Origin of the sequence: Halococcus dombrowskii (assembly GCF_022870485.1) — an archaeon.
GTDB lineage: Archaea > Halobacteriota > Halobacteria > Halobacteriales > Halococcaceae > Halococcus > Halococcus morrhuae.
Genome location: NZ_CP095005.1, coordinates 1,877,804 through 1,896,340, shown reverse-complemented (window position 1 = coordinate 1,896,340; position 18,537 = coordinate 1,877,804). Strand labels below are relative to the sequence as shown.

Below are 18,537 nucleotides of genomic sequence, written 5' to 3'. Positions count from 1 at the left end.
ACTGACTATTCGGCGGCGGACGGTTATATCCTGTCGCTCGTGTACGTCATGAGCCGTCCTGCCGTGCTTCCACTGCGCCGACCAACAGCGCGTCCTCGATGAGTGCGCCCGTCGCGCGTCGGAGTCGTTCGGAGAGCGCCTGATGGGAGATGTTCAACTGGTCGGCGAGTTCGCTCTGATCGGTCTCGCGCGGAACCTGGTAGTAACCCGCTTCGAGCGCGGTTTCGAGCGCCTCGAACTGCGCCTCGGTGAGTCCGAAGCGGCCCGCGGGCTCGCCTTCGAGCTGCCGGATGGCCGTGACGTCGAAGGTGAGCCCGTTGTCGTCGGCGAACTGGACGGTCTTCGAGAGTGATTCGCGGTTGGGGTAGAGCACGCGGAGATACCATCGACCATCGGTCCCGTAGGCGTCGGTGATGGTCGCGTGCGAGTTCGTCAGCATCTGGAGCACCACCTCGACCTCCGAGACCCACTGCATGCGGTAGAGTTGCTCCTCGTCGAACGCGGACAGCAGTTCGAGTTCATCGACGCTCGGATCGTCCCCGAAGGCCTCTCCGACGGCCTCAACCGTGGCGTTGCGGATCCACATCAGCGGCATGGCCGCCTCGTCGCCGCTCTGGACGATGCGTTCGACCTCGAACTCGACGTCGGGCAGCGCGTCGAGCGCCTCGTACAGCGCGAACTCCTCGGCCGGGATCTCTCCGCGGACGATGCAGGCGTTGGACATGGTCGGCGTTCGCGTCCGTCCGGCAAAAATTCCCTGGCACGCTTTCGGAGCGCCGCGGATCGGGGGAAGGAATATGCCGCGTTCGTTCCTCGATGGCGCATGGCCAGAACGGATCTCGCCCGCGCGGACGCGGTCGAACGACTGCTCGACCACCGCTCCACGGCGCTCGATGCCTGCTCCAGCGAACCCGTCTCCCTCGATGCGCTCGCCGGCCGCACGCTCGCAGAGGGCGTGCGCGCCCCGTCCGCCGTGCCGCCGCACGACTACGCGACGATGGACGGGTTCGCGATCGCCACCGACGACGAGTCGCCGGCGGTCGCCGCGGAGGTGTTCCCCGAGGACGAGCCACCGGAACTCGACGAGGGGGAGGCCGCCCGCATCGCTACCGGCGCGCCGCTGCCCGTCCGGACCGATGCCGTGCTGAAAGTCGAGGACGCGACCGTCGACGACGAACGGGTTTCGGGCCCACAGCTCGCCCCGGGGACGAACGTCTCGCCGCGCGGCGGGACGGCACAGGCGGGCGAGTCGCTGTTCGACGCCGGCACGCGACTCGCCGCCCGGCATGCGGCGCTCCTGAGCGACATCGGCATCGAGTCCGTGACTGTCCACGAGCGGTTCTCGGTGGGCATCGTGGCGACCGGCACCGAGATCCACGAGGGTCGCCAGCCCGACCGCGACTCGGAGTTCCTCGCCGGGCTCGTCCGGGAATGGGGCCACGAGCCGACGATCCGCGAGAGCGTGCCCGACGACTCCGGGGCCGTGCGCCGCGCCATCGAGAGCGCCGCCGCGACCCACGACGTGGTTCTCACGACCGGTGGGACGAGCGTCGGGAGCGCCGACCACGTCGCCACGGTGCTCGAAGCCCACGACCCGCTGTTCGAGAGCGTGCGCCTCCAACCCGGCAGGCCGGTGCTGGCGGCGGTCGTCGACGGTGCGCTCGTCGTCGGGCTGCCGGGCAAACCGCTCGCGGCCCACACCGCCGCCGTGCTCGTTGCCCGATCGTTCTTCACGGGCCAGCGGCGGCTACCATCGGTCACCGCCGGGCTGACGAGCACCGTCGAGATCCCCGACGACGACCGCGAGTACGCGGTGCCGGTCGTTCTCGACGGGAACGAAGCCATCCCGTTGGGTCACGCCGACTCGTCGCTCGCGATCTACGACGAGCGGTTCGCGCCGGGGCTCGTTGCCGCCAACACGAGAACGACGACCGCGGACGGGATCGTCCTCGCCGAACGCTCGCTCGACGCCGGCCAGCCGGTCGCGGTCGTTCCCTATCGGGTGCTCGCATGAGCGAGGAACTCCGTCGCATCGATCCAAACACGATTCACGAATCGATTTCGGGACGAACGGACCACGACCCGACCGTCGTCGGCGTGCTGCTCGCTGCGGGCGGGAGCAGCCGTTTCGGCGAGCGGAACAAGCTCCTCGCCGATATCGATAGGGAACCGCTCGTTCGTCGCGCCGCCCGCACGCTGCTCGACTCGCGGGTGTCGCGGGTCGTCGCCGTGCTCGGCCACCAGTCGAGCGCCGTTCAGGAAGTGCTCGCCGACTTCGACGTCGCGTTCGTTGCAAACGACGCCTACGAGCGAGGGCTATCGACCTCCGTCGAGCACGGCGCGCGTGCGGCCGCAGACAGCGATGCGGACGCCGCAATATTCTTGCTTGGTGACATGCCGTTCGTCGACAGCGCGACCGTCGATCTGCTCGTCGATGGGTTCGCCGGCGGCGTCGTCGATGCCGTGGCTGCCGCCTACGAGGGTCAGCGCGGCAATCCGGTGCTGTTCGGGGCCGACCACTTCGACGCGCTGTGCGCGGTCGATGGCGATGTCGGTGGGAGAGATATTCTGCTTGACAGCGGCGTGCTACTCGATACCGACGACGCGGGCGTCGTCATGGATATCGACACGCAGGACGATCTCGAACGCGTCCGGTAAATGGACGATCCGGGCGACTCAGCGTCCGCTATCCGACAACAGATGGATGTCGTCCGCATCGACGGTCAGCGTCACGGTCCCCTCGGGCGGCTCCCGACTACCGGTCTTGACGAGCAGCGACCGTCCGTTCCACGAGCAGTGAACTCGGTAGGCATCGCCGAGAAACTCGCGGTGCTCGACGGTCGCCGTTAGCGTCGTTGCGTTCGAGGCCGTATCGTTCTCGCCGAGCGAGAGTACCTCGGGCCGTACACAGAGCGCCACGGAATCGCCGGTATCGACCGCGGCGCTCTCGGGGAGCGCGATCTCGACGCCGTCGACGGTCGCGTACGGCGGGGCCGATTCTGTCACCTCGCCATCGAGGAGGTTGTTCTCGCCGACGAACTCCGCGACGAACCGGGACTTGGGCTCCCGATAGACGGTTTCGGGCGGGGCGACCTGCTCGATGTGTCCTCCGCTAACGACGGCGACACGATCGCTGATGGCGAGCGCCTCGCTCTGGTCGTGGGTCACGTAGATCGTGGTGATCCCGAGCTCCTGTTGGATCTCCCGGATCGTCACTCGGAGGCGCTCGCGGAGGCGGGCATCGAGCGCCGACAGCGGTTCGTCGAGCAGGAGTACGTCGGGACCGGGCGCGAGTGCGCGAGCAAGCGCGATCCGTTGCTGCTGACCGCCCGAGAGCTGTTCGGGATCGCGCTCGCCCATCCCCGCCATGTCGACCAGCGAGAGCAGTTCGTCGACGCGCTCGTCGTCGGCGACGCCGCCCGGCGGGTCGCGAAAGCGGAGTCCGTAGGCGACGTTCTCACGAACCGTCATGTGCGGAAACAGCGCGTAATGCTGGAAGACGACGCCGACATCGCGCCGTTCGGGGGCGAGATCGGTGACGCGCCCGCCATCGATGTGGACCTCGCCCGCGGCCGGTTCCTCGAAGCCCGCGACGGCTCGGAGCGTCGTGGTCTTCCCACAACCCGACGGGCCGACGAGCGTAAAGAACTCGCCCTCGTCGACCGACAGCGAGACGTCTTCGAGCGCGGTGACGCCGCCGAATGCGACGGTGATGTTGTCGAGTGCCACGCCCGCCTCCGCTGTGGTGGGGTCACGTTCGGGTACGGCGTCGCTCATGGCTCCCACCGCCCGCCGAGGCGCTCGATGACGAGGAAGCTCGCGGCCGTCACCAGGAGGAGGACGGTGCCCATCGCGGTCGCTGGTCCGAGACTCGGACCAAGCGACCGATTGCCGATATACCGTTCGAGCGCGACCGGCATCGTGTAGCTTTCGACACCCTCGGCGAGTAAAACCGTCGTATCGAACTCGCCGATCGAGATGGCGAAGGCGAACGCACCGCCGGCGAGTACCGCCGTCCACACGAGCGGGAGTTCGATGTCGAGCAGGGTCCGAAACCGACTCGCACCGAGCGAGCGCGCCGAATCGACGAGTTGCGAGTCGATGCCGGCGAGCGCCGGGGTGACGTTGCGCGTCACGAACGGGTAGGCCGCGACCGCGTGCGCGACGACGATGGCGAGTGCCCCGCCGGCGGTGAACCGATAGCCGGCGACCGTCGTCCCGAAGACGAGCGTCTGGAGCAAGCCGAGACCGACGACGACGCCGCTGACCGCCAGCGGCGCGCTCATCAGCGTCTCGGCCAGCCGCGAGCCGGTCCCGCCCCGGGTCGCCATCACCGAGACGACGATCCCCATCGGCACCGCGAGCGCGAGCGTGCCGACGCCGAAGGCCAGCGAGTTCGCGATCGCCGGCAGCGGTTTCGTCGTGCCGGCCGCCGTCGTCGCCTGCTGGTTGAGCAGGAACTCGTAGTACGCGCCCGTCAGCCCGTTCGGGCCGGTGACGCTCTCGACGACCATGCTTACGAGCGGGCCGACGAACAGAACGAGAATTCCGACGCCGTAGACCGCGAGCCCGATTCGAATCGGATCACGAAGGGTCCTCCAGCCGATCGCGAGCGCACGCCGCGAGAGCGTCGTTCCGCCGCCCGTGGTCGTCTGTCGTGCCTCGTACCGGAGGTAGAGATAGGTGAGCGCGAGCGAGAGCACCGTCTCGATGGTGCCGAGCGTCGCCGCCTCGGCGAGTTCGAGGTCCTGGACGCGCGCGTAGAGCCAGACCTCGACGGTGGCGAGGCGCAACCCGCCGAGCGCGAGCACGATCGGAAAGGAGAGAAAGGTGAAGACGAACGTGAGCAGCGCGGCAGTCAGTAGTGCGGGAAGGAGCTGTGGCACCACGATGTCGCGAAAGGCACGAAACGGGCCGGCACCGAGTGCTCGGGCCGTCTCGACGCGTCGGGCATCGACGCTCTCCCAGGCGGTCGTCACGAGCCGCGTCACGAGTGGCGCGTTGTAGAACGCATGCGCGAGCACGATGATTTCGAGCGTGAACAGCAGGTTCACCTGCCCGAGACCGAGCGCACTCAGAACGTCGTTGAGCAGGCCGTTCTGCCCGAACATGGCGAGGAAGCCGACCGCCACCATGATCGACGGCAACACGAAGGGGAGAATGGTGAGCGAGCGGAGCGTCCGTCGGCCACGGAACTCGAAGCGCGCGAGCAGATACGCCCCCGGCAGCCCGACGACGACGCTCGCCAACGTCGAGAGGAACGCCTGGAAGGCGGTGAAGCCGAACAGACCGAACTCGACCGACGGGAACCCGGCTCGGATCCAGTCGAGCACGCCAGCCGGAATCGAGAGCGGTGCAGTGAACAGGTGGTGGGCGACGCCGGTATAGAAGGGGTCGCCGAGCACGTCGACTAGCGGGGCAACCGTCAGCGAGCCGGCACGGACGACCGCCTCGCGCAGCACGCTCAGGACGGGGTAGTAGAAGACGAGCGCCAGGATCGCGACGGTGAGGACGAACGCGGTCGGGACGGCGAGTCGCTCGCCCCAGCGCCGCGCGTTCACTCGCTCGCGACCAGCCGCGACCACTCCTCGACCCACGACTCGACCGAGCCGGCGAGTTCGTCGTAGGAGTGCGTCACCGTCTCGGGCGGCTCCTTCGCGTACTTATCGAACTCCTTGCTCGGCGTGACGCCCTTCACCGCCGGGAACTGGACGTTCTTGACCGCGATCTTCGACTGAGCCGTCTCGGTGAGCACGAACTCCATGAACGTCCGGGCGAGCTGCGGGTTGTTCGCGCTCTCGAACAGCGCCATCGTCTCGGGGTTCGCGTAGCCCTGATCGTTGAGGAAGCCGAGCTGGTGTTTCGCCATGTCGACGTCGGGGCCGTGGTAGTAGACCTGATCGGTCGAGTACGAGACCACCATCGGCGCTTCGCCGTCCGAGTAGGCCTGATAGGCCGGCTCCCAGTCCGAGAGCACCTTCACGCCGTTGCCGACGAGCTGCTTCCAGTAGTCGAGATAGTTCTCCTCGCCCTTGGCGATGATCGACCAGAGCAGGAACGCCCGCCCGGGATCGGACTGCTGGGCGTTTTCGGTGATGAGATCCCCCTCGTAACGCGATTCGAGCAGCGAATCGAACGTCTTCGGCTCCTTCACCTCGTTCTCGTTGTAGACGAGCGAGATGTAACCCGTGTCGTACGGCACGGCGCGCTTCTTGGGATCGATACGCAGCGGCTTCTTCAGCCCGTCGGCACCGTCGAGATCCTCACCGACAGACTGGAACAGGGGCTTGTCGAGCTTCTTCCGCGCACGGACGAGCTCGGCCGTGTTCAGACCGAGATAGATATCGGCGTCGATCGGCGCGCCCTGTTTGGCCCGCTGGACGTACTGATTGACGCCGTTCTCCGGCGTGAGGAACTCGACGGTCGTCCCCGACTGCTCCTTCTCGAAGGCGGATTTGAGCCAGTTGCCCGCCGTGTCTTCGCCGGTGAACGACGAGTAGGTCGCGACCCGCAGCGTGCCGCCGGACGACGCGCTGCCGGTCGTCGCCGTACTGTCGGCTCCCGCCTCGGTGGTTCCGTTGCCCGAACCATTCGTTCCCGAGCCGTTCGCCCCGGAGCCATTGCCGCTCTCGCCCGCACCCGTACAGCCTGCCAGCATCGCCAGCCCGGCGACGCCTGCGCTCGACCGTCGAAGGAACTGCCGTCTATCCATTACCGGGTGGTTTCGACGAGTGGTAATTAAAACTGTCGTCACGGTCGCCGGTGCGTGACGGAATGACAACGGGAAACGCGGCTTCAGGACAGCCGGCGATCAGTCGGCGGCCAGTTCGTCCGCCGAACGCTCGTCGTCGGCCCGCACCCGCACCTCGGCGGCGATCTCGGCCGGCAGCGAGACGGTCTCGTCTTCGCCCTCCGGCGCGACGGTGAGCATCCCGAACGGTGCGACCTCGCGGACGGTGAGGCTGGTGTCGGGCGTGATGCCGGCGTCGGCGAGATAGGAGAGCACCTCGGGATCGCTGTCGGCGACCTGCGCGACGACGAGCGTCTCACCCGCCGCGTACTCGGTGAGCGGTTCGTCGTCGGCCTCGGTGGGTTCGAGGTCCTCGGTCGGGATCGGCGCGCCGTGGGGATCGGCGCTGGGGTCGCCGAGGCTCGCGGCGAGTTCGGTTTCGAGACGCTCGCTGATGTGGTGTTCGAGCCGGTCGGCCTCCTCGTGGACCTCCGCCCAGTCGTAGTTCAGGTGTTCGGCGAGAAACAGTTCGAGCAGGCGGTGGTGGCGGATCGTTTCGAGCGCGACCAGTTCGCCGTCCTCGGTGAGACGGACGCCCTTGTACTCCTCGCGATCGACGAGTCCGTGGCCTTCGAGGCGCTTCATCGTCGCGGTCACCGTCGGGGCCGTCACGTCGAGGCGCTCGGCGATGGACGAGGTGGCGACCGGCTCCTCGCCCTCACGGAGCTGATAGATCGCTTTGAGATAGTCCTCGGCCTTCGAACTCGGCATACCAAAACGTTGCTGCCGGGCTACTAAACGGTTGCTGTCGTCGCGGTCCGATTAGAGGGCCGCCGCGGACTGGCCGGTCCCGTCCTCGGCGACCTCCATCAGTTCGTGATAGCGGTTTCGGATCGTCACGTTGCTGACCTCGGCGACCTCGCTGACCTCGTCCTGGGTGAGTTTGCGGTTGGTGAGGATGCCGGCGGCGTAGAGCGCCGCACCGGCCAGCCCGACGGGGCTCTTGCCGCTGTGGACGGCCTGTCGCTCGGCCGTTTCGAGCAGGTCGCGCGCACGGCGTTCGGTCTCCTCGCTCACGTCGAGGTCGGAGGCGAACCGCGAGACGTACTGTTTGGGGTTCGGCGGGCCGATCTCCAGATCGAGCTCCTGGTTGATGTAGCGGTAGGCGCGCTTGAACTCCATCTCGTCGACCCGCGAGACCGCCCCGACCTCCTCGACGCTGCGGGGCAGCCCCATCTGGCGGATGCCCGCGTACAGCGCGGCGGTCGAGACGCCCTCGATCGATCGTCCGGGCAGGAGATCCTCCGAGAGCGCACGGCGGTAGATGACCGACGCGGTCTCGCGGACGTCCTTCGGGACGCCGAGCGCGCTGGCCATGCGCTCGATCTCGCCGAGCGCCTGCTTCAGGTTCCGCTCCTTGGAGTCACGCGTGCGGAAGCGTTCGTCCCAGGTGCGCAGGCGCTGCATCCGCTGGCGCTTGCGTGCGCTCAGCGTGTTGCCGTAGGCGTCCTTGTTCTGCCAGCCGATCTGGCTCGACAGCCCCTTGTCGTGCATCATCTTGGTGGTGGGCGCGCCGGTGCGCTTCTTGCGGTCGCGTTCGGCGCTGTCGAAGGCGCGCCATTCGGGACCGTGGTCGATCTCGTCGGTCGAGACCACGAGCCCGCACTCCGTGCAGGTGGTCTCGCCGTGGGCTTCGTCCTCGGCCAGTCGGCCGCCGCACTCGGGACAGACTCGCTCGGACTCGTCCGTCTGGGCGTCCTCGGTGGCTCGTTCGTCCTGTTCGCTCGGTTCTCGCTGTCGGATGTGGGTAGTGCCTTCCAATATCGGGTTGGTGAGCGCGTGCTCGGATGGGTGGGTTGTCTGACGGTACAACGGGTCGGTGTTCACCCATAGGTAAGGGATGGAGATACTTAAAGATCTCGGATAACATCGCCGGAGAACCTCGCCAGAGCGTCGCTCAGCGACGCGAATCGGCCGCGTTCGCCGACGGGAAAGATTGATAGTCAGTAGGCAACTACTAACAGCTATGAGTTCCGCTGACCCACAGGGACTGCAGGCGTTTCCCGAAGCACTCTCCGAACCCGATGCGTGGCTCGAACCGTTCGACTGGTATCGCGAGATGCGCGACGGCTCGCCAGTCCGGTACGACGCTTCGCGCGGCTCCTGGGACGTCTTCCGCCATGCTGACGTCAAACGCGTCATCAGTGACGACGAGGCGTTCTCGGTGAACCCGCGGACAGCGAGCGATTTCGAGGGGCTGAGCGGCGAGGGCGAGGGGCTGATCCTCGATACGATGCTGTTCCAGGATCCGCCGCGTCACGACGATCTCCGCGCGGTCGTCGACGACGCCTTCAGCCCGCGGACGGTCGCCGAAATGGAGCCGCGCCTGCGCGACCTGATGAGCGAGCTTCTGGACGACGCGCTCGCGGCGAACGACGGCGAGATGGATCTCGTCGAGGAGATCTCCTATCCGTTCCCGGTCATCGTCATCGCCGAGCTGCTGGGAGTGCCCGCCGAGGATCGCGCGCAGTTCAAGGAGTGGTCGGACTCGCTCGTCGCGGCCGCGAGCGACGAGGAGATCGCCGAGCGCCAGCAGCAGAGCCAGCAGGAGATGGCGATGTACTTCCTCGATCAGCTCCAGCAGCGCCGCGAGGAGCCCCGCGACGACCTCCTCACGACGATCGCGACCGCCGAGCTCGACGACGGGAGCAAACTGCCCCAGGAGGAGGCGCTCGGGATGTGCATGCTGTTGCTCATCGCCGGCAACATCACCACAACGAACCTCATCACGAACGCCGTGCGCTGTTTCGGCAATCAGGGCGTCCTTTCCGAGCTCGCCGGCAACGAGAACGCCGTCGGGCCGGCGATCGAGGAGGCGCTGCGCTACCGTGCGCCCGTCCAGGCGATGACGCGCATCGCGCGCAGCGACGTGACGCTCGGCGACGCGACGATCGAGGAGGGTGATCGCGTGGTGGCGTGGCTCGGCTCGGCGAACCGCGACGAGCGCGCCTTCGACAACGCCGACGAGTTCGTCGTCGATCGCGCGCCGACGGGCCATCTCGGCTTCGGCCACGGCACCCACTACTGTCTCGGCGCGCCGCTGGCTCGTCTCGAAGCCCGAGTCGCTCTCTCGGAACTGCTCTCGCTCGACGGGCTGGCGCTCGCCGACGCCGATCTCTCGCCGACGCGGAGCTCGTTCATCTACGGCGTCGAGTCGCTGCCGATCCGCTACGACGGGCGCTGAGACGGGCTGTCACGGCCATCACGCCGGCGACCGATCGTCCGTGACGACCCGAACGCTCTTATGAAAGTGTGCCCTACCGAGGCCAATGACCGATACGGTCGACGACGTGGACCAACCGTACGATACCGACGCCTCACAACAGGAGAAGATCGAATCGCTCGAGGAGCGCATCGACATCCTCGACGGCCAGAACGAGGAGATGCGCGACAAGCTGCTCGACGCGAACGCCGAGAACAACAAGTACAAACAGAAGCTCGAACGGCTCACCCACGAGAACAAGAAGCTGAAACAGTCACCACTGTTCGTCGCCACCGTCCAGGAGGTCACCGACGACGGCGTCATCATCAAACAGCACGGCAACAACCAGGAGGCAGTCACCGAGGTCACGCCGGAGACTCGCGAGGAGATCGAACCGGGCTCCCGGGTGGCGGTGAACAACTCGCTGTCGGTCGTCACCGATCTCTCGGACGAGACCGACGTCCGGGCGCGCGTGATGGAGGTCGAGGAGAGCCCCGGCGTGAACTACGAGGACATCGGCGGGCTCGAAGAGCAGATGAACGAGGTGCGCGAGACCGTTGAACTCCCGCTCGAATCGCCGGAGATGTTCACCGACGTCGGTATCGAACCACCCTCCGGCGTGCTGCTGCACGGTCCGCCCGGCACGGGGAAAACGATGCTCGCCAAAGCCGTCGCCAACCAGACCGACGCGACGTTCATCAAGATGGCCGGCTCCGAGCTCGTCCACAAGTTCATCGGCGAGGGCGCGAAGCTCGTCCGCGATCTCTTCGAGGTCGCCCGCGAGCACGAGCCCGCCGTCATCTTCATCGACGAGATCGACGCCATCGCCTCCAAACGGACGGACTCGAAGACCTCCGGCGACGCCGAGGTCCAGCGCACGATGATGCAACTCCTCTCGGAGATGGACGGCTTCGAGGAGCGCGGCGAGGTCAGAATCATCGCCGCGACGAACCGCTTCGACATGCTCGATCGGGCGATCCTCCGTCCAGGACGGTTCGATCGCCTCATCGAGGTGCCCAAGCCGAACGCCGAGGGTCGCGAGAAGATCTTCGAGATCCACACGCGCGGGATGAACCTCGCCGACGACGTCACGTTCGAGGAGCTCGCCACCGACATCGCCGAGGCCAGCGGGGCCGACATCAAGGCGATCTGTACCGAGGCCGGTATGTTCGCCATCCGCGACGACCGGACCGAGGTGCGGATGGAGGACTTCCACGAGGCGTGGACGAAGATCGACACCGACGAGGTCGACGCGGACGTCTCGAAGACGTTCGCCTGAACCGCGTCGCTACGACCGATCCGACTGCTCTGTCGTCGCGGCTCCCTCTCGTGTTTTGACGGCGACACCCGTCTCGAACTCCGCCATCGCGTCGGCCGAGAGCTCCGCCCGTCCCACGCCGAAGAGATCGTCGTCCGGCCCGACGATGCAGACCGCGTCGCCCGGTCTGATCGCCGGATCGACGTCGCGGACGAATTTCGCGAAGGCGTTTTTCCCCTCCCTGACGAACGGATCGCTCTCCGTGCCGACGACGACGCGTACCTGTGGCGCAGCGAGCGCCGTTCGGAGTCGTTCGCCGCCGGCCAGTCCGAACGTGAAGCGGCCGTCGGTGCCGTAGGAGACAAGGCGTTCGCCGTCGGCGAAGATCTGCTGTGGCCGGCCGGTTCGTGATCGTCGTACCGAAAACGAGCCGTCGGGTGGAAAGAGTGCCGCGCCAGCGCCCGCGCCGAACTGGTAGTCGGCGACCGTGCGCAGCCGTGCGAAATCGTCCATACTGCCGTTCGCGCGTCGGTCGGCAAAAACACGGCCATCCCGCGCCGGTCGGCGCGAGGCTTTCGAAGCCATTTATACCCCGTGGGTCGCAGTGGGAGTCATGAACGAACGGACGCAGATCGGCGCGGGTGGCGTACTCCTGGTGGTCGGGGCGATAATCGTCATGCTGTTCGCGTTTCCCGCCTCGACGCTCGGGTTCGCGGTACCGATCCCGCTGGCGGTCGTCGCGGCGCTCGCGATGGCCGCCGGCTCGCTGCTCATCGGCACCTCCGAAGGAACGGTTTAGAGCAGGAACCGGTCGGAGCGCGCCGAGAGGTCGGTGAAGGCATCGGCGGCGTCGACGAGTTCTTCGGAGGTCGATTCGCCGAACGCCATCGCCTCGATACGGACGCCCTCGTGGCGCAGATGCGAGCAGAGTCTGGAGAAATCGCCGTCGCCCGTACAGATGACGACGCTGTCGAGGTTCGGCGCGAGCGTCACCGCGTCGAGGATCATGCCGACGTCCCAGTCGGCCGATTTGGAGCCGTCGGCGTGGGTCTTGATCTCCTTGATTTTGGTCTCGAAGCCGATCTCTTGGAGCGCCTCGAAGAAGTTCTCCTCGTTCGGCGAGTTCGCCCGGATGACGTAGGCGATGGCACGAGTCAGCTCGCGCCCGGCCACGGCTTCGTCGAGCAGTTCCTCGTAGTCGATGTTGCGCGAATAGACGCTCTGGGTGGTGTGATAGAGGTTCTGTGAATCGACGAGCACCGCGACGCGCTGGCCCGGTTGAACGACGTTCGACATGCGGGCATTCCTCGGAGTGTCCGCTAAAGCGTTTCGTCACCGAAAGAACGGGATGGATCGGCCGGCAGGTATCGCGTACGACGCAATTCCTAAGTGTACCGGGTACAGTTGATCGGGTATGCGACGCGTCACACCCGAGCGGGCGAGCGGGCAGAGCGGCGGGTGTGACGGTCCCGTTCGCGCGACCAAACGGGCGGCGGGTAGCTCGCGGCGGGCGTAGCGTCCCCGTCGCGCGCTGTTTTCGATCAGCATCGATCTCCGAGTAGCGACACCACCCACATGACACACGACATCGATCTCGACGGCGTGTTCCCTGCGATGGTCACGCCGTTAGAAGCGGACGACAGCATCGACTTCGACGGAGTACGAGCGGAAGCCCAGCGGCTCGAACGGGCGGGCGTCGACGGGCTCGTTCCCGTCGGTACCACCGGCGAGAGCGCCACTCTCTCGCACGACGAGCACGTCTCGGTCGTCGAGACGGTGGTCGACGCGATCTCGATCCCCGTGATCGCGGGGGCCGGCTCGAACGCCACCCACGAGGCGCTCGCCCTCGCCGAGCGGACGCGCGACGCCGGCGCAGATGCCCTCCTCCTGATCTCACCGTACTACAACAAGCCCGAACCCGCCGGGATGGAGGACCACTACCGAACGATCGCCGACGCCGTCGATCTCCCGCAGATCGTCTACAACGTCCCCGGGCGCACGGGGCGCACGATCGAGATCGACACGGCGGCGGCGCTCGCCGATCACGAGAACGTCGTCGGCTTCAAGTCGGCGAGCGGCGATCTCGGGCGACTGAGCGAACTCGTCGAGCGGACGCGCGAGGCGGAGTTCGCCGTTCTGTCGGGCGAGGACGGACTCACGCTGCCGGCGCTCGCGGCGGGCGCGCGCGGCACCATCAGCGTCGCGGCGAACGTCGAACCCGAGCGCGTCAGCGAGATGGTTCACGCAGCCCTCGACGGTGATTTCGAGCGGGCACGCGAACACCATCTCGAACTCGGGCCGCTCTTTCGGGCGCTGTTCTGGGAGACCAACCCCATCCCGCTGAAGGAGGCGCTCTCGATCCGCGGGCACGTCTCGCCACGGATGCGCCCGCCGCTGTCGCGACTCTCGTCCAACCATCGCGAGGAACTCGAATCCGTGCTCGCCGATCTCGACGATGCCGAGCGACTCTTGGAGGCCGAGCGATGACGGCGATCGGCGTCACGGGTGCGACGGGCACGATGGGGACCGCAGTCTTGGAGACGGCTGCCGACCGCGAGGATATAGATGTGAACGTCGCGGTCAATCGCGGGGCAGACGGCGAGCGCGTCGCCGGCCAGGGGGTCCACGACGCGGCCGATCTGCCGACGCTGCTGGCCGACCGATCCGTCGACGTGGTGGTCGATTTCACCGGCCCCGGATCGGCGATCGAGTACGCCGCGGCCTGTGCGGAGGCGGGCGTCGGCTTCGTCACGGGGACGACGGGTTTCGACGCGGACGGCCGCGCTGCACTGGAAACGAGCGCCGAGCGGGTCCCTCTGCTGTGGGCGACGAACTTCTCGCAGGGGATCCACGCGCTCGGCGAGGCACTCGGCGAGATCACGGAGACGCTTTCGGAGTACGATATCGAAATGACTGAGACCCATCACAATCGCAAGCGGGACGCACCGAGCGGGACGGCCACGACGCTGCTCGACGGGATCGACGACGCGAGCGGCGGCGAGCACGACCGGACCTACGGTCGCGAGGGCGACCAGCCACGCGCGGACGGCGAGATCGGCGTTCACGTCCGCCGTGCGGGCGGTATCCGCGGCGAGCACGAGGTGCTGTTCGCGGGCAACGACGAGGTGCTCACGTTCACCCATCGCGCCGAGAGCCGGGCGGTGTTCGCCTCGGGCGCGCTCGATGCGGCAGTCTGGCTCGCCGAGCGCGATCCGGGATTCTACGAGTTCGGGGAGGTGCTCGCATGAGCCTCCAGTCGGACGTCGAGACCCTCTGGCAGCGCTCCGAGGACGGTCTGACGGCGAGTGACGCGGGGTCGGACGAGCGCGCGACGCTCGATGCGTTCCTCGACGCGCTCGAAGCCGGTGAGGTGCGCGCCGCCGAGCAGAGTGGTGACGAATGGGTGGCCAATGAGTGGGTGAAGCAGGGCATCCTGCTCAATTTCAGCCTTCGCGAGACCGAGCGCCGGGAGTACGGCGACGTCGGCTATCACGACGTACTGCCGCTCCGCTCCACGAACGATCTCGGCGAGCGTGGCACCCGCAACACGCCCGACGGGACGGTCATCAGGCGTGGGGCACATCTCGGCGGCGACGCGATCATGATGAGCCCGAGTTTCGTCAACGCGGGCGCGTACGTCGGCGACGGCACGCTCGTCGACTCCTGTGATACGGTCGGCTCCTGTGCGCAGATCGGCGCGGACGTGAAGCTCGGGGCGAACACGCTCATCGGCGGCGTGCTCGAACCGGTCGAGGACACGCCCGTGATCGTCGAGGAGGGCGTCTCGCTCGGTGCCGGCTGTCGCGTCACCTCCGGGTTCGTCGTCGGCCACGATTCGGTGGTCGGCGAGAACACGCTGCTCACGCCGCGAATTCCGGTTTACGATCTCGTCGAGGAGGCGGTCGTCTACGGTGAACTGCCGCCCGAGCGCCGTGCGTTCACACGGTTCGTCGAATCCTCGGTCGGCGACCACGACCTCTTCGACGGCGGGGCGTACAAGCCGGCGGTGGTGGCGACGGCCGTCGAGGACAGAACCCTGGAAGCGACCGAACGTGAGGACGCGCTTCGATGACGAAAACTGCCGTAACGACGGCGAACCCGCCCGTCCGACGGCTCGCCGATTGGTCGGCCGCGCGCCTGCGCGATTTCGCTGACGAGCACGGGACGCCGCTGTACGTCGTCGACATCGAGCGGGTACGCGAGAACGCTGCACGCCTTCGAGAATCGTTCCCGGAGGCGGCCATCGACTACGCGGTGAAGGCCAACGCTCGAAAGCCGGTGCTCGATGCGATCGCCGCGGCGGGCTTCGGTGCCGAGTGCGCGTCGGCCGGCGAGGTCGTCAGCGCGTGCGAGGCAGGGTTTGCCGACGTGCGCTATACGGCCGTCAACCCGCCCGCCCGCGATCTCGACAGGGTCGTCGAGGTCGCCGACGAACACGAGATCACGATCACGGTCGGCGCGCTCGACACGCTCGACGCGCTCGCGGAGCGCGACTGGTCCGGGGAGATCTACGTGCGCGTGAACCCCGGCGTCGGCGCTGGTCACCACGAGAAAGTCCGGACAGGGGCGGATCCGAAGTTCGGAATCCCGATCGATCGCGCCGCGGCGGCCGTACGTGACGCCGACGAGCGCGGCTTTGCGGTCGAGGGTCTCCACGCCCACGCCGGCAGCGGCATCCTGGAGACCGAGGATCTCGCGGCTCATCGCACACTCGTCGAACGGATGAGCGATCTCGCCGACGAGATCGCCGCTGCGAATATCGACCTCGATACGGTGAGCGTCGGCGGCGGGTTCGGCGTTCCCTACCGTGATACGGAGGCACCGCTCGACGTGGACGCTCTCGCCCGTGCGACCCGCGAGGCGTTTTCCGCCGACGCCCGACTGGGGATCGAGCCGGGGCGCTATCTCGTCGCCGACGCGGGCGTGCTCCTCGCCGAGGTGACGACGGTGAAGCCGACACCCGAGACGACCGTGGTCGGCGTCGACGCCGGGATGACGACTCTCGCCCGGCCGGCACTCTACGACGCCTTCCACGAAATTCGATCGCTCGCGGCGGCTGCCGAGGATCACGAGACGGTCGCGGCGACGGTCGCCGGGCCGGTCTGTGAATCCGGCGACGTGCTTGGGCGCGATCGCGAGCTGCCAGCACCCGAACGCGGTGATTTCCTCGCCGTCGGCAACGCCGGAGCCTACGGCTACGAGATGGCGAGCACGTACAACTCGCGCCCACGGCCAGCGATCGTCGCGCTCGATGGCGACGGGGGCGAGCTGTGCGTGCGCCGCGAGACGATCGCGGATCTCGGGAGGCTCGAACGATGAACATCGAGAAGTACCACGGCACGGGCAACGACTTCTTCGTGATCGACGCGAGCGAACCCGTCGCCGACCGGCGGGCGCTCGCGATCGAGCTCTGCGATAGTGACGATGGGCTTGCGGTCGGCGAGCGGACGGGTGCCGACGGCGTGCTCTTCCTCGCGCTCGAAGACGGCTACGCGTCGCCGCGCGTGGTGATGACGCTCGTCCAACCCGACGGCTCGACCGCGCCGATGTGTGGCAACGGCGCACGCTGTGCGGCGGCGTGGGCGGCCGAGCGAACGGCTGCGGAGACGGTGATGGTCGACACGCAGGCCGGCACTCGGCGCGCGACGATCGAGGACGAGGGTGTGACCATCGAGATGGGTGCAGCGAGCTTCGCACCCGACGCTGTCCCGCTCGCTGGCGACGAACCCCTACTCGACGAGTCAGTCGAGGATCTATCCGTGACGGCGGTCGACACCGGTGTTCCCCACGCCGTGGCGTTCGTCGACGACGTTGCGACCGTCGATCTCGACGCGCTCGCACCGCCGGTGCGCCACGCCGATCGGTTCCCGCACGGGGCGAACGTGACGCTCGCCAGCCCGCGCGACGACGGGTTCGACCAGCGCACCTACGAGCGCGGCGTCGAGGGCGAGACGCGCTCGTGCGGGACCGGTGCCGTGGCGATCGCGGCGGTCGCCCGGGAGCTCGGAACGACAGAGCGCGCTTCGATTCCCGTACATCCCCCGGGCGGCCGGCTCGACGTTCGCTTCACCGCGCGCGGTGCGACGCTCGCCGGCCCGACCGAGCGCGAGTTCGCCGGGAGCGTCTCGATGGCTGCCCCACCGGTCGTCGAGGGTGGGACCGACGGGGCGGCCGGCGACTGATGGGGTTCGACCCGCTCGAATTTCTCGAAACGGCCGTCGAGACACCGTCACACGAGACCGTCGAGCCGATGCGCGCGCTGCTGTGTGACTGCCTCGCCACGAATGGTATCGAGCCGACCGTCCACGACGGAGGGAGCGTGCTGGCGAGCAAGGGTGCGATGGATGGGCCGCATATCGTTCTGAACACCCATCTCGATACGGTCGCGCCGCACGTGCCCGCCGAACGGGAGGGCGACGTCCTTCACGGGCGGGGCTCCTGCGACGCGAAGGGGCCGCTCGCGGCGATGCTGGCGGCGTTTCTCGACTGCGATCCCGATCGGGGACGGCTCACGCTCGCGGTGACGCCCGACGAGGAACTCAGATCGCACGGGGCGGCGGCGCTCGTACCGTCGCTCGATCTCGATGGCGATCACGGCGACGCAGTCATCGTCGGCGAACCGACCGGTTTGGACGTCTGTACCGCCGGCAAGGGACGTTTCGAGGGAACGGTGAGAGTCGAGGGCGAGAGCGCCCATGCAGCCGAACCCCACACCGGGACGAACGCGATCACGGGGGCCGCAGCCGCCATCGAAGCCATCGGCGAGTTCGGCGAGCGTCCGGGCGCGCTCTCGGCCCATCCCGATCTCGGCGCGCCGACGCTCACGCCGACGGTCGTCGAGGGTGGGACCGCGACGAATCAGGTACCCGCCGGCTGCGAGATCGTCGTCGATCGCCGGAGCGTCCCGCCGGAAACGGCGACGGATTTCGAGCGCGATCTCGACGACTACCTCCGCGAACGGCTCGACTCGTCGGTCTCGTTCACCCTCACAGAGCGCGAGACACCGTTCCTGGAGGCATTCGAGACGCCGGTCGATTCGGGGGTGATCGACTCGTTTCGGGACGCGGGCTGTGAACCACGCCCGTTCACGGCCGCGACGGAGGCGTCGTATTTCGCCCGTGAAGCTCCGACCGTGGTGTTCGGGCCGGGCGACCTCGCCGACGCGGACGGCCCGGTGGCCCACGCCGAGCGCGAGTACGTCCGTCTCCCCGAGGTCGAGCGCGCGGCGGCGCTGCTCGGTCAAATTCTCACACCGCTCTTCCGGAGGACTGGGACTTAAGAACGCGG

Annotated in this window: 19 protein-coding genes; 11 read left to right on the top strand and 8 right to left on the bottom strand. The window is 67.6% G+C overall.

What is annotated here, in order from left to right; translation table 11 throughout:
- Positions 1 to 46: 46 nt before the first annotated feature.
- Positions 47 to 724 carry a helix-turn-helix domain-containing protein gene (locus tag MUK72_RS09810; protein ID WP_244699586.1) on the bottom strand — a complete coding sequence of 226 codons (678 nt, stop codon included), beginning with the start codon at positions 722 to 724 and terminating at the stop codon, positions 47 to 49.
- A gap of 99 nt (positions 725 to 823) precedes the next feature.
- Here MUK72_RS09810 and MUK72_RS09805 point away from each other — a divergent pair, with 99 nt between their 5' ends.
- Together MUK72_RS09805 and MUK72_RS09800 are read left to right on the top strand one after the other, a co-directional pair.
- Positions 824 to 2,014 carry a molybdopterin molybdotransferase MoeA gene (locus tag MUK72_RS09805; protein WP_244699584.1) on the top strand — a complete coding sequence of 397 codons (1,191 nt, stop codon included), beginning with the start codon at positions 824 to 826 and terminating at the stop codon, positions 2,012 to 2,014.
- Positions 2,011 to 2,658, top strand: coding sequence for a nucleotidyltransferase family protein (locus MUK72_RS09800; RefSeq protein ID WP_244699580.1), 648 nt, complete (start codon positions 2,011 to 2,013; stop codon positions 2,656 to 2,658). Before MUK72_RS09805 ends, MUK72_RS09800 begins: the two co-directional genes overlap by 4 nt.
- Before the next feature lie 18 nt (positions 2,659 to 2,676).
- Here MUK72_RS09800 and MUK72_RS09795 read toward each other — a convergent pair whose 3' ends face one another.
- The 5 genes from MUK72_RS09795 to MUK72_RS09775 all read right to left on the bottom strand — a co-directional run bounded on the left by MUK72_RS09795 (position 2,677) and on the right by MUK72_RS09775 (position 8,551).
- Positions 2,677 to 3,777: an ABC transporter ATP-binding protein gene (locus MUK72_RS09795; RefSeq protein WP_244699577.1), complete on the bottom strand. Its 1,101-nt coding sequence runs from the start codon at positions 3,775 to 3,777 to the stop codon at positions 2,677 to 2,679.
- Positions 3,774 to 5,585 (bottom strand): ABC transporter permease, encoded by a 1,812-nt coding sequence (locus MUK72_RS09790; protein ID WP_244699572.1) that lies wholly within the window; start codon positions 5,583 to 5,585, stop codon positions 3,774 to 3,776. The genes MUK72_RS09795 and MUK72_RS09790 overlap by 4 nt, the downstream gene beginning before the upstream one ends.
- Complete coding sequence (locus MUK72_RS09785) at positions 5,558 to 6,712, bottom strand: thiamine ABC transporter substrate-binding protein (RefSeq protein WP_244699556.1); 1,155 nt, start codon at positions 6,710 to 6,712, stop codon at positions 5,558 to 5,560. The genes MUK72_RS09790 and MUK72_RS09785 overlap by 28 nt, the downstream gene beginning before the upstream one ends.
- Positions 6,713 to 6,811: 99 nt before the next feature.
- On the bottom strand, positions 6,812 to 7,501 hold the full coding sequence (locus MUK72_RS09780) for a metal-dependent transcriptional regulator (protein WP_244699552.1): 690 nt from the start codon (positions 7,499 to 7,501) through the stop codon (positions 6,812 to 6,814).
- A gap of 51 nt (positions 7,502 to 7,552) precedes the next feature.
- Complete coding sequence (locus MUK72_RS09775; RefSeq protein ID WP_244705312.1) at positions 7,553 to 8,551, bottom strand: transcription initiation factor IIB; 999 nt, start codon at positions 8,549 to 8,551, stop codon at positions 7,553 to 7,555.
- A gap of 205 nt (positions 8,552 to 8,756) precedes the next feature.
- Between MUK72_RS09775 and MUK72_RS09770 the strand changes: the two genes are divergently transcribed.
- A complete protein-coding gene (locus tag MUK72_RS09770) occupies positions 8,757 to 9,974 on the top strand; it encodes a cytochrome P450 (RefSeq protein WP_244699548.1) in 1,218 nt (405 codons plus the stop codon).
- A gap of 85 nt (positions 9,975 to 10,059) precedes the next feature.
- Positions 10,060 to 11,271, top strand: coding sequence for a proteasome-activating nucleotidase Pan1 (pan1, locus tag MUK72_RS09765; protein ID WP_244699545.1), 1,212 nt, complete (start codon positions 10,060 to 10,062; stop codon positions 11,269 to 11,271).
- A 9-nt stretch (positions 11,272 to 11,280) separates the two neighbouring features.
- On the opposite strand, the gene MUK72_RS09760 is transcribed toward pan1, so the two are convergent.
- Positions 11,281 to 11,763, bottom strand: coding sequence for a PUA domain-containing protein (locus tag MUK72_RS09760; RefSeq protein WP_244699542.1), 483 nt, complete (start codon positions 11,761 to 11,763; stop codon positions 11,281 to 11,283).
- Positions 11,764 to 11,863: 100 nt separating this feature from the next.
- Here MUK72_RS09760 and MUK72_RS09755 point away from each other — a divergent pair, with 100 nt between their 5' ends.
- Positions 11,864 to 12,049, top strand: coding sequence for a hypothetical protein (locus MUK72_RS09755; RefSeq protein ID WP_004052346.1), 186 nt, complete (start codon positions 11,864 to 11,866; stop codon positions 12,047 to 12,049).
- Here MUK72_RS09755 and MUK72_RS09750 read toward each other — a convergent pair.
- Entirely contained in the window at positions 12,046 to 12,546 is a 501-nt protein-coding gene (locus MUK72_RS09750) for a LabA-like NYN domain-containing protein (protein WP_004052343.1), read from the bottom strand. The two genes, MUK72_RS09755 and MUK72_RS09750, sit on opposite strands and share 4 nt — an antisense overlap.
- 279 nt (positions 12,547 to 12,825) lie before the next feature.
- On the opposite strand from MUK72_RS09750, the gene dapA reads away from it, so the two are divergent.
- The 6 genes from dapA to MUK72_RS09720 are packed head-to-tail and all read left to right on the top strand — an operon-like array spanning position 12,826 to position 18,529.
- Positions 12,826 to 13,737 carry a 4-hydroxy-tetrahydrodipicolinate synthase gene (gene dapA / locus MUK72_RS09745; RefSeq protein WP_244699537.1) on the top strand — a complete coding sequence of 304 codons (912 nt, stop codon included), beginning with the start codon at positions 12,826 to 12,828 and terminating at the stop codon, positions 13,735 to 13,737.
- On the top strand, positions 13,734 to 14,498 hold the full coding sequence (gene dapB, locus MUK72_RS09740; RefSeq protein WP_244699534.1) for a 4-hydroxy-tetrahydrodipicolinate reductase: 765 nt from the start codon (positions 13,734 to 13,736) through the stop codon (positions 14,496 to 14,498). The genes dapA and dapB overlap by 4 nt, the downstream gene beginning before the upstream one ends.
- A complete protein-coding gene (locus tag MUK72_RS09735; RefSeq protein ID WP_244699531.1) occupies positions 14,495 to 15,322 on the top strand; it encodes a 2,3,4,5-tetrahydropyridine-2,6-dicarboxylate N-succinyltransferase in 828 nt (275 codons plus the stop codon). The genes dapB and MUK72_RS09735 overlap by 4 nt, the downstream gene beginning before the upstream one ends.
- On the top strand, positions 15,319 to 16,569 hold the full coding sequence (gene lysA / locus MUK72_RS09730; RefSeq protein ID WP_244699529.1) for a diaminopimelate decarboxylase: 1,251 nt from the start codon (positions 15,319 to 15,321) through the stop codon (positions 16,567 to 16,569). The genes MUK72_RS09735 and lysA overlap by 4 nt, the downstream gene beginning before the upstream one ends.
- Positions 16,566 to 17,432: a diaminopimelate epimerase gene (gene dapF, locus MUK72_RS09725; protein ID WP_244699527.1), complete on the top strand. Its 867-nt coding sequence runs from the start codon at positions 16,566 to 16,568 to the stop codon at positions 17,430 to 17,432. Before lysA ends, dapF begins: the two co-directional genes overlap by 4 nt.
- Positions 17,432 to 18,529, top strand: a complete 1,098-nt coding sequence (locus MUK72_RS09720; protein ID WP_244699525.1) for a M20 family metallopeptidase — start codon at positions 17,432 to 17,434, stop codon at positions 18,527 to 18,529. The genes dapF and MUK72_RS09720 overlap by 1 nt, the downstream gene beginning before the upstream one ends.
- Positions 18,530 to 18,537: the final 8 nt, after the last annotated feature.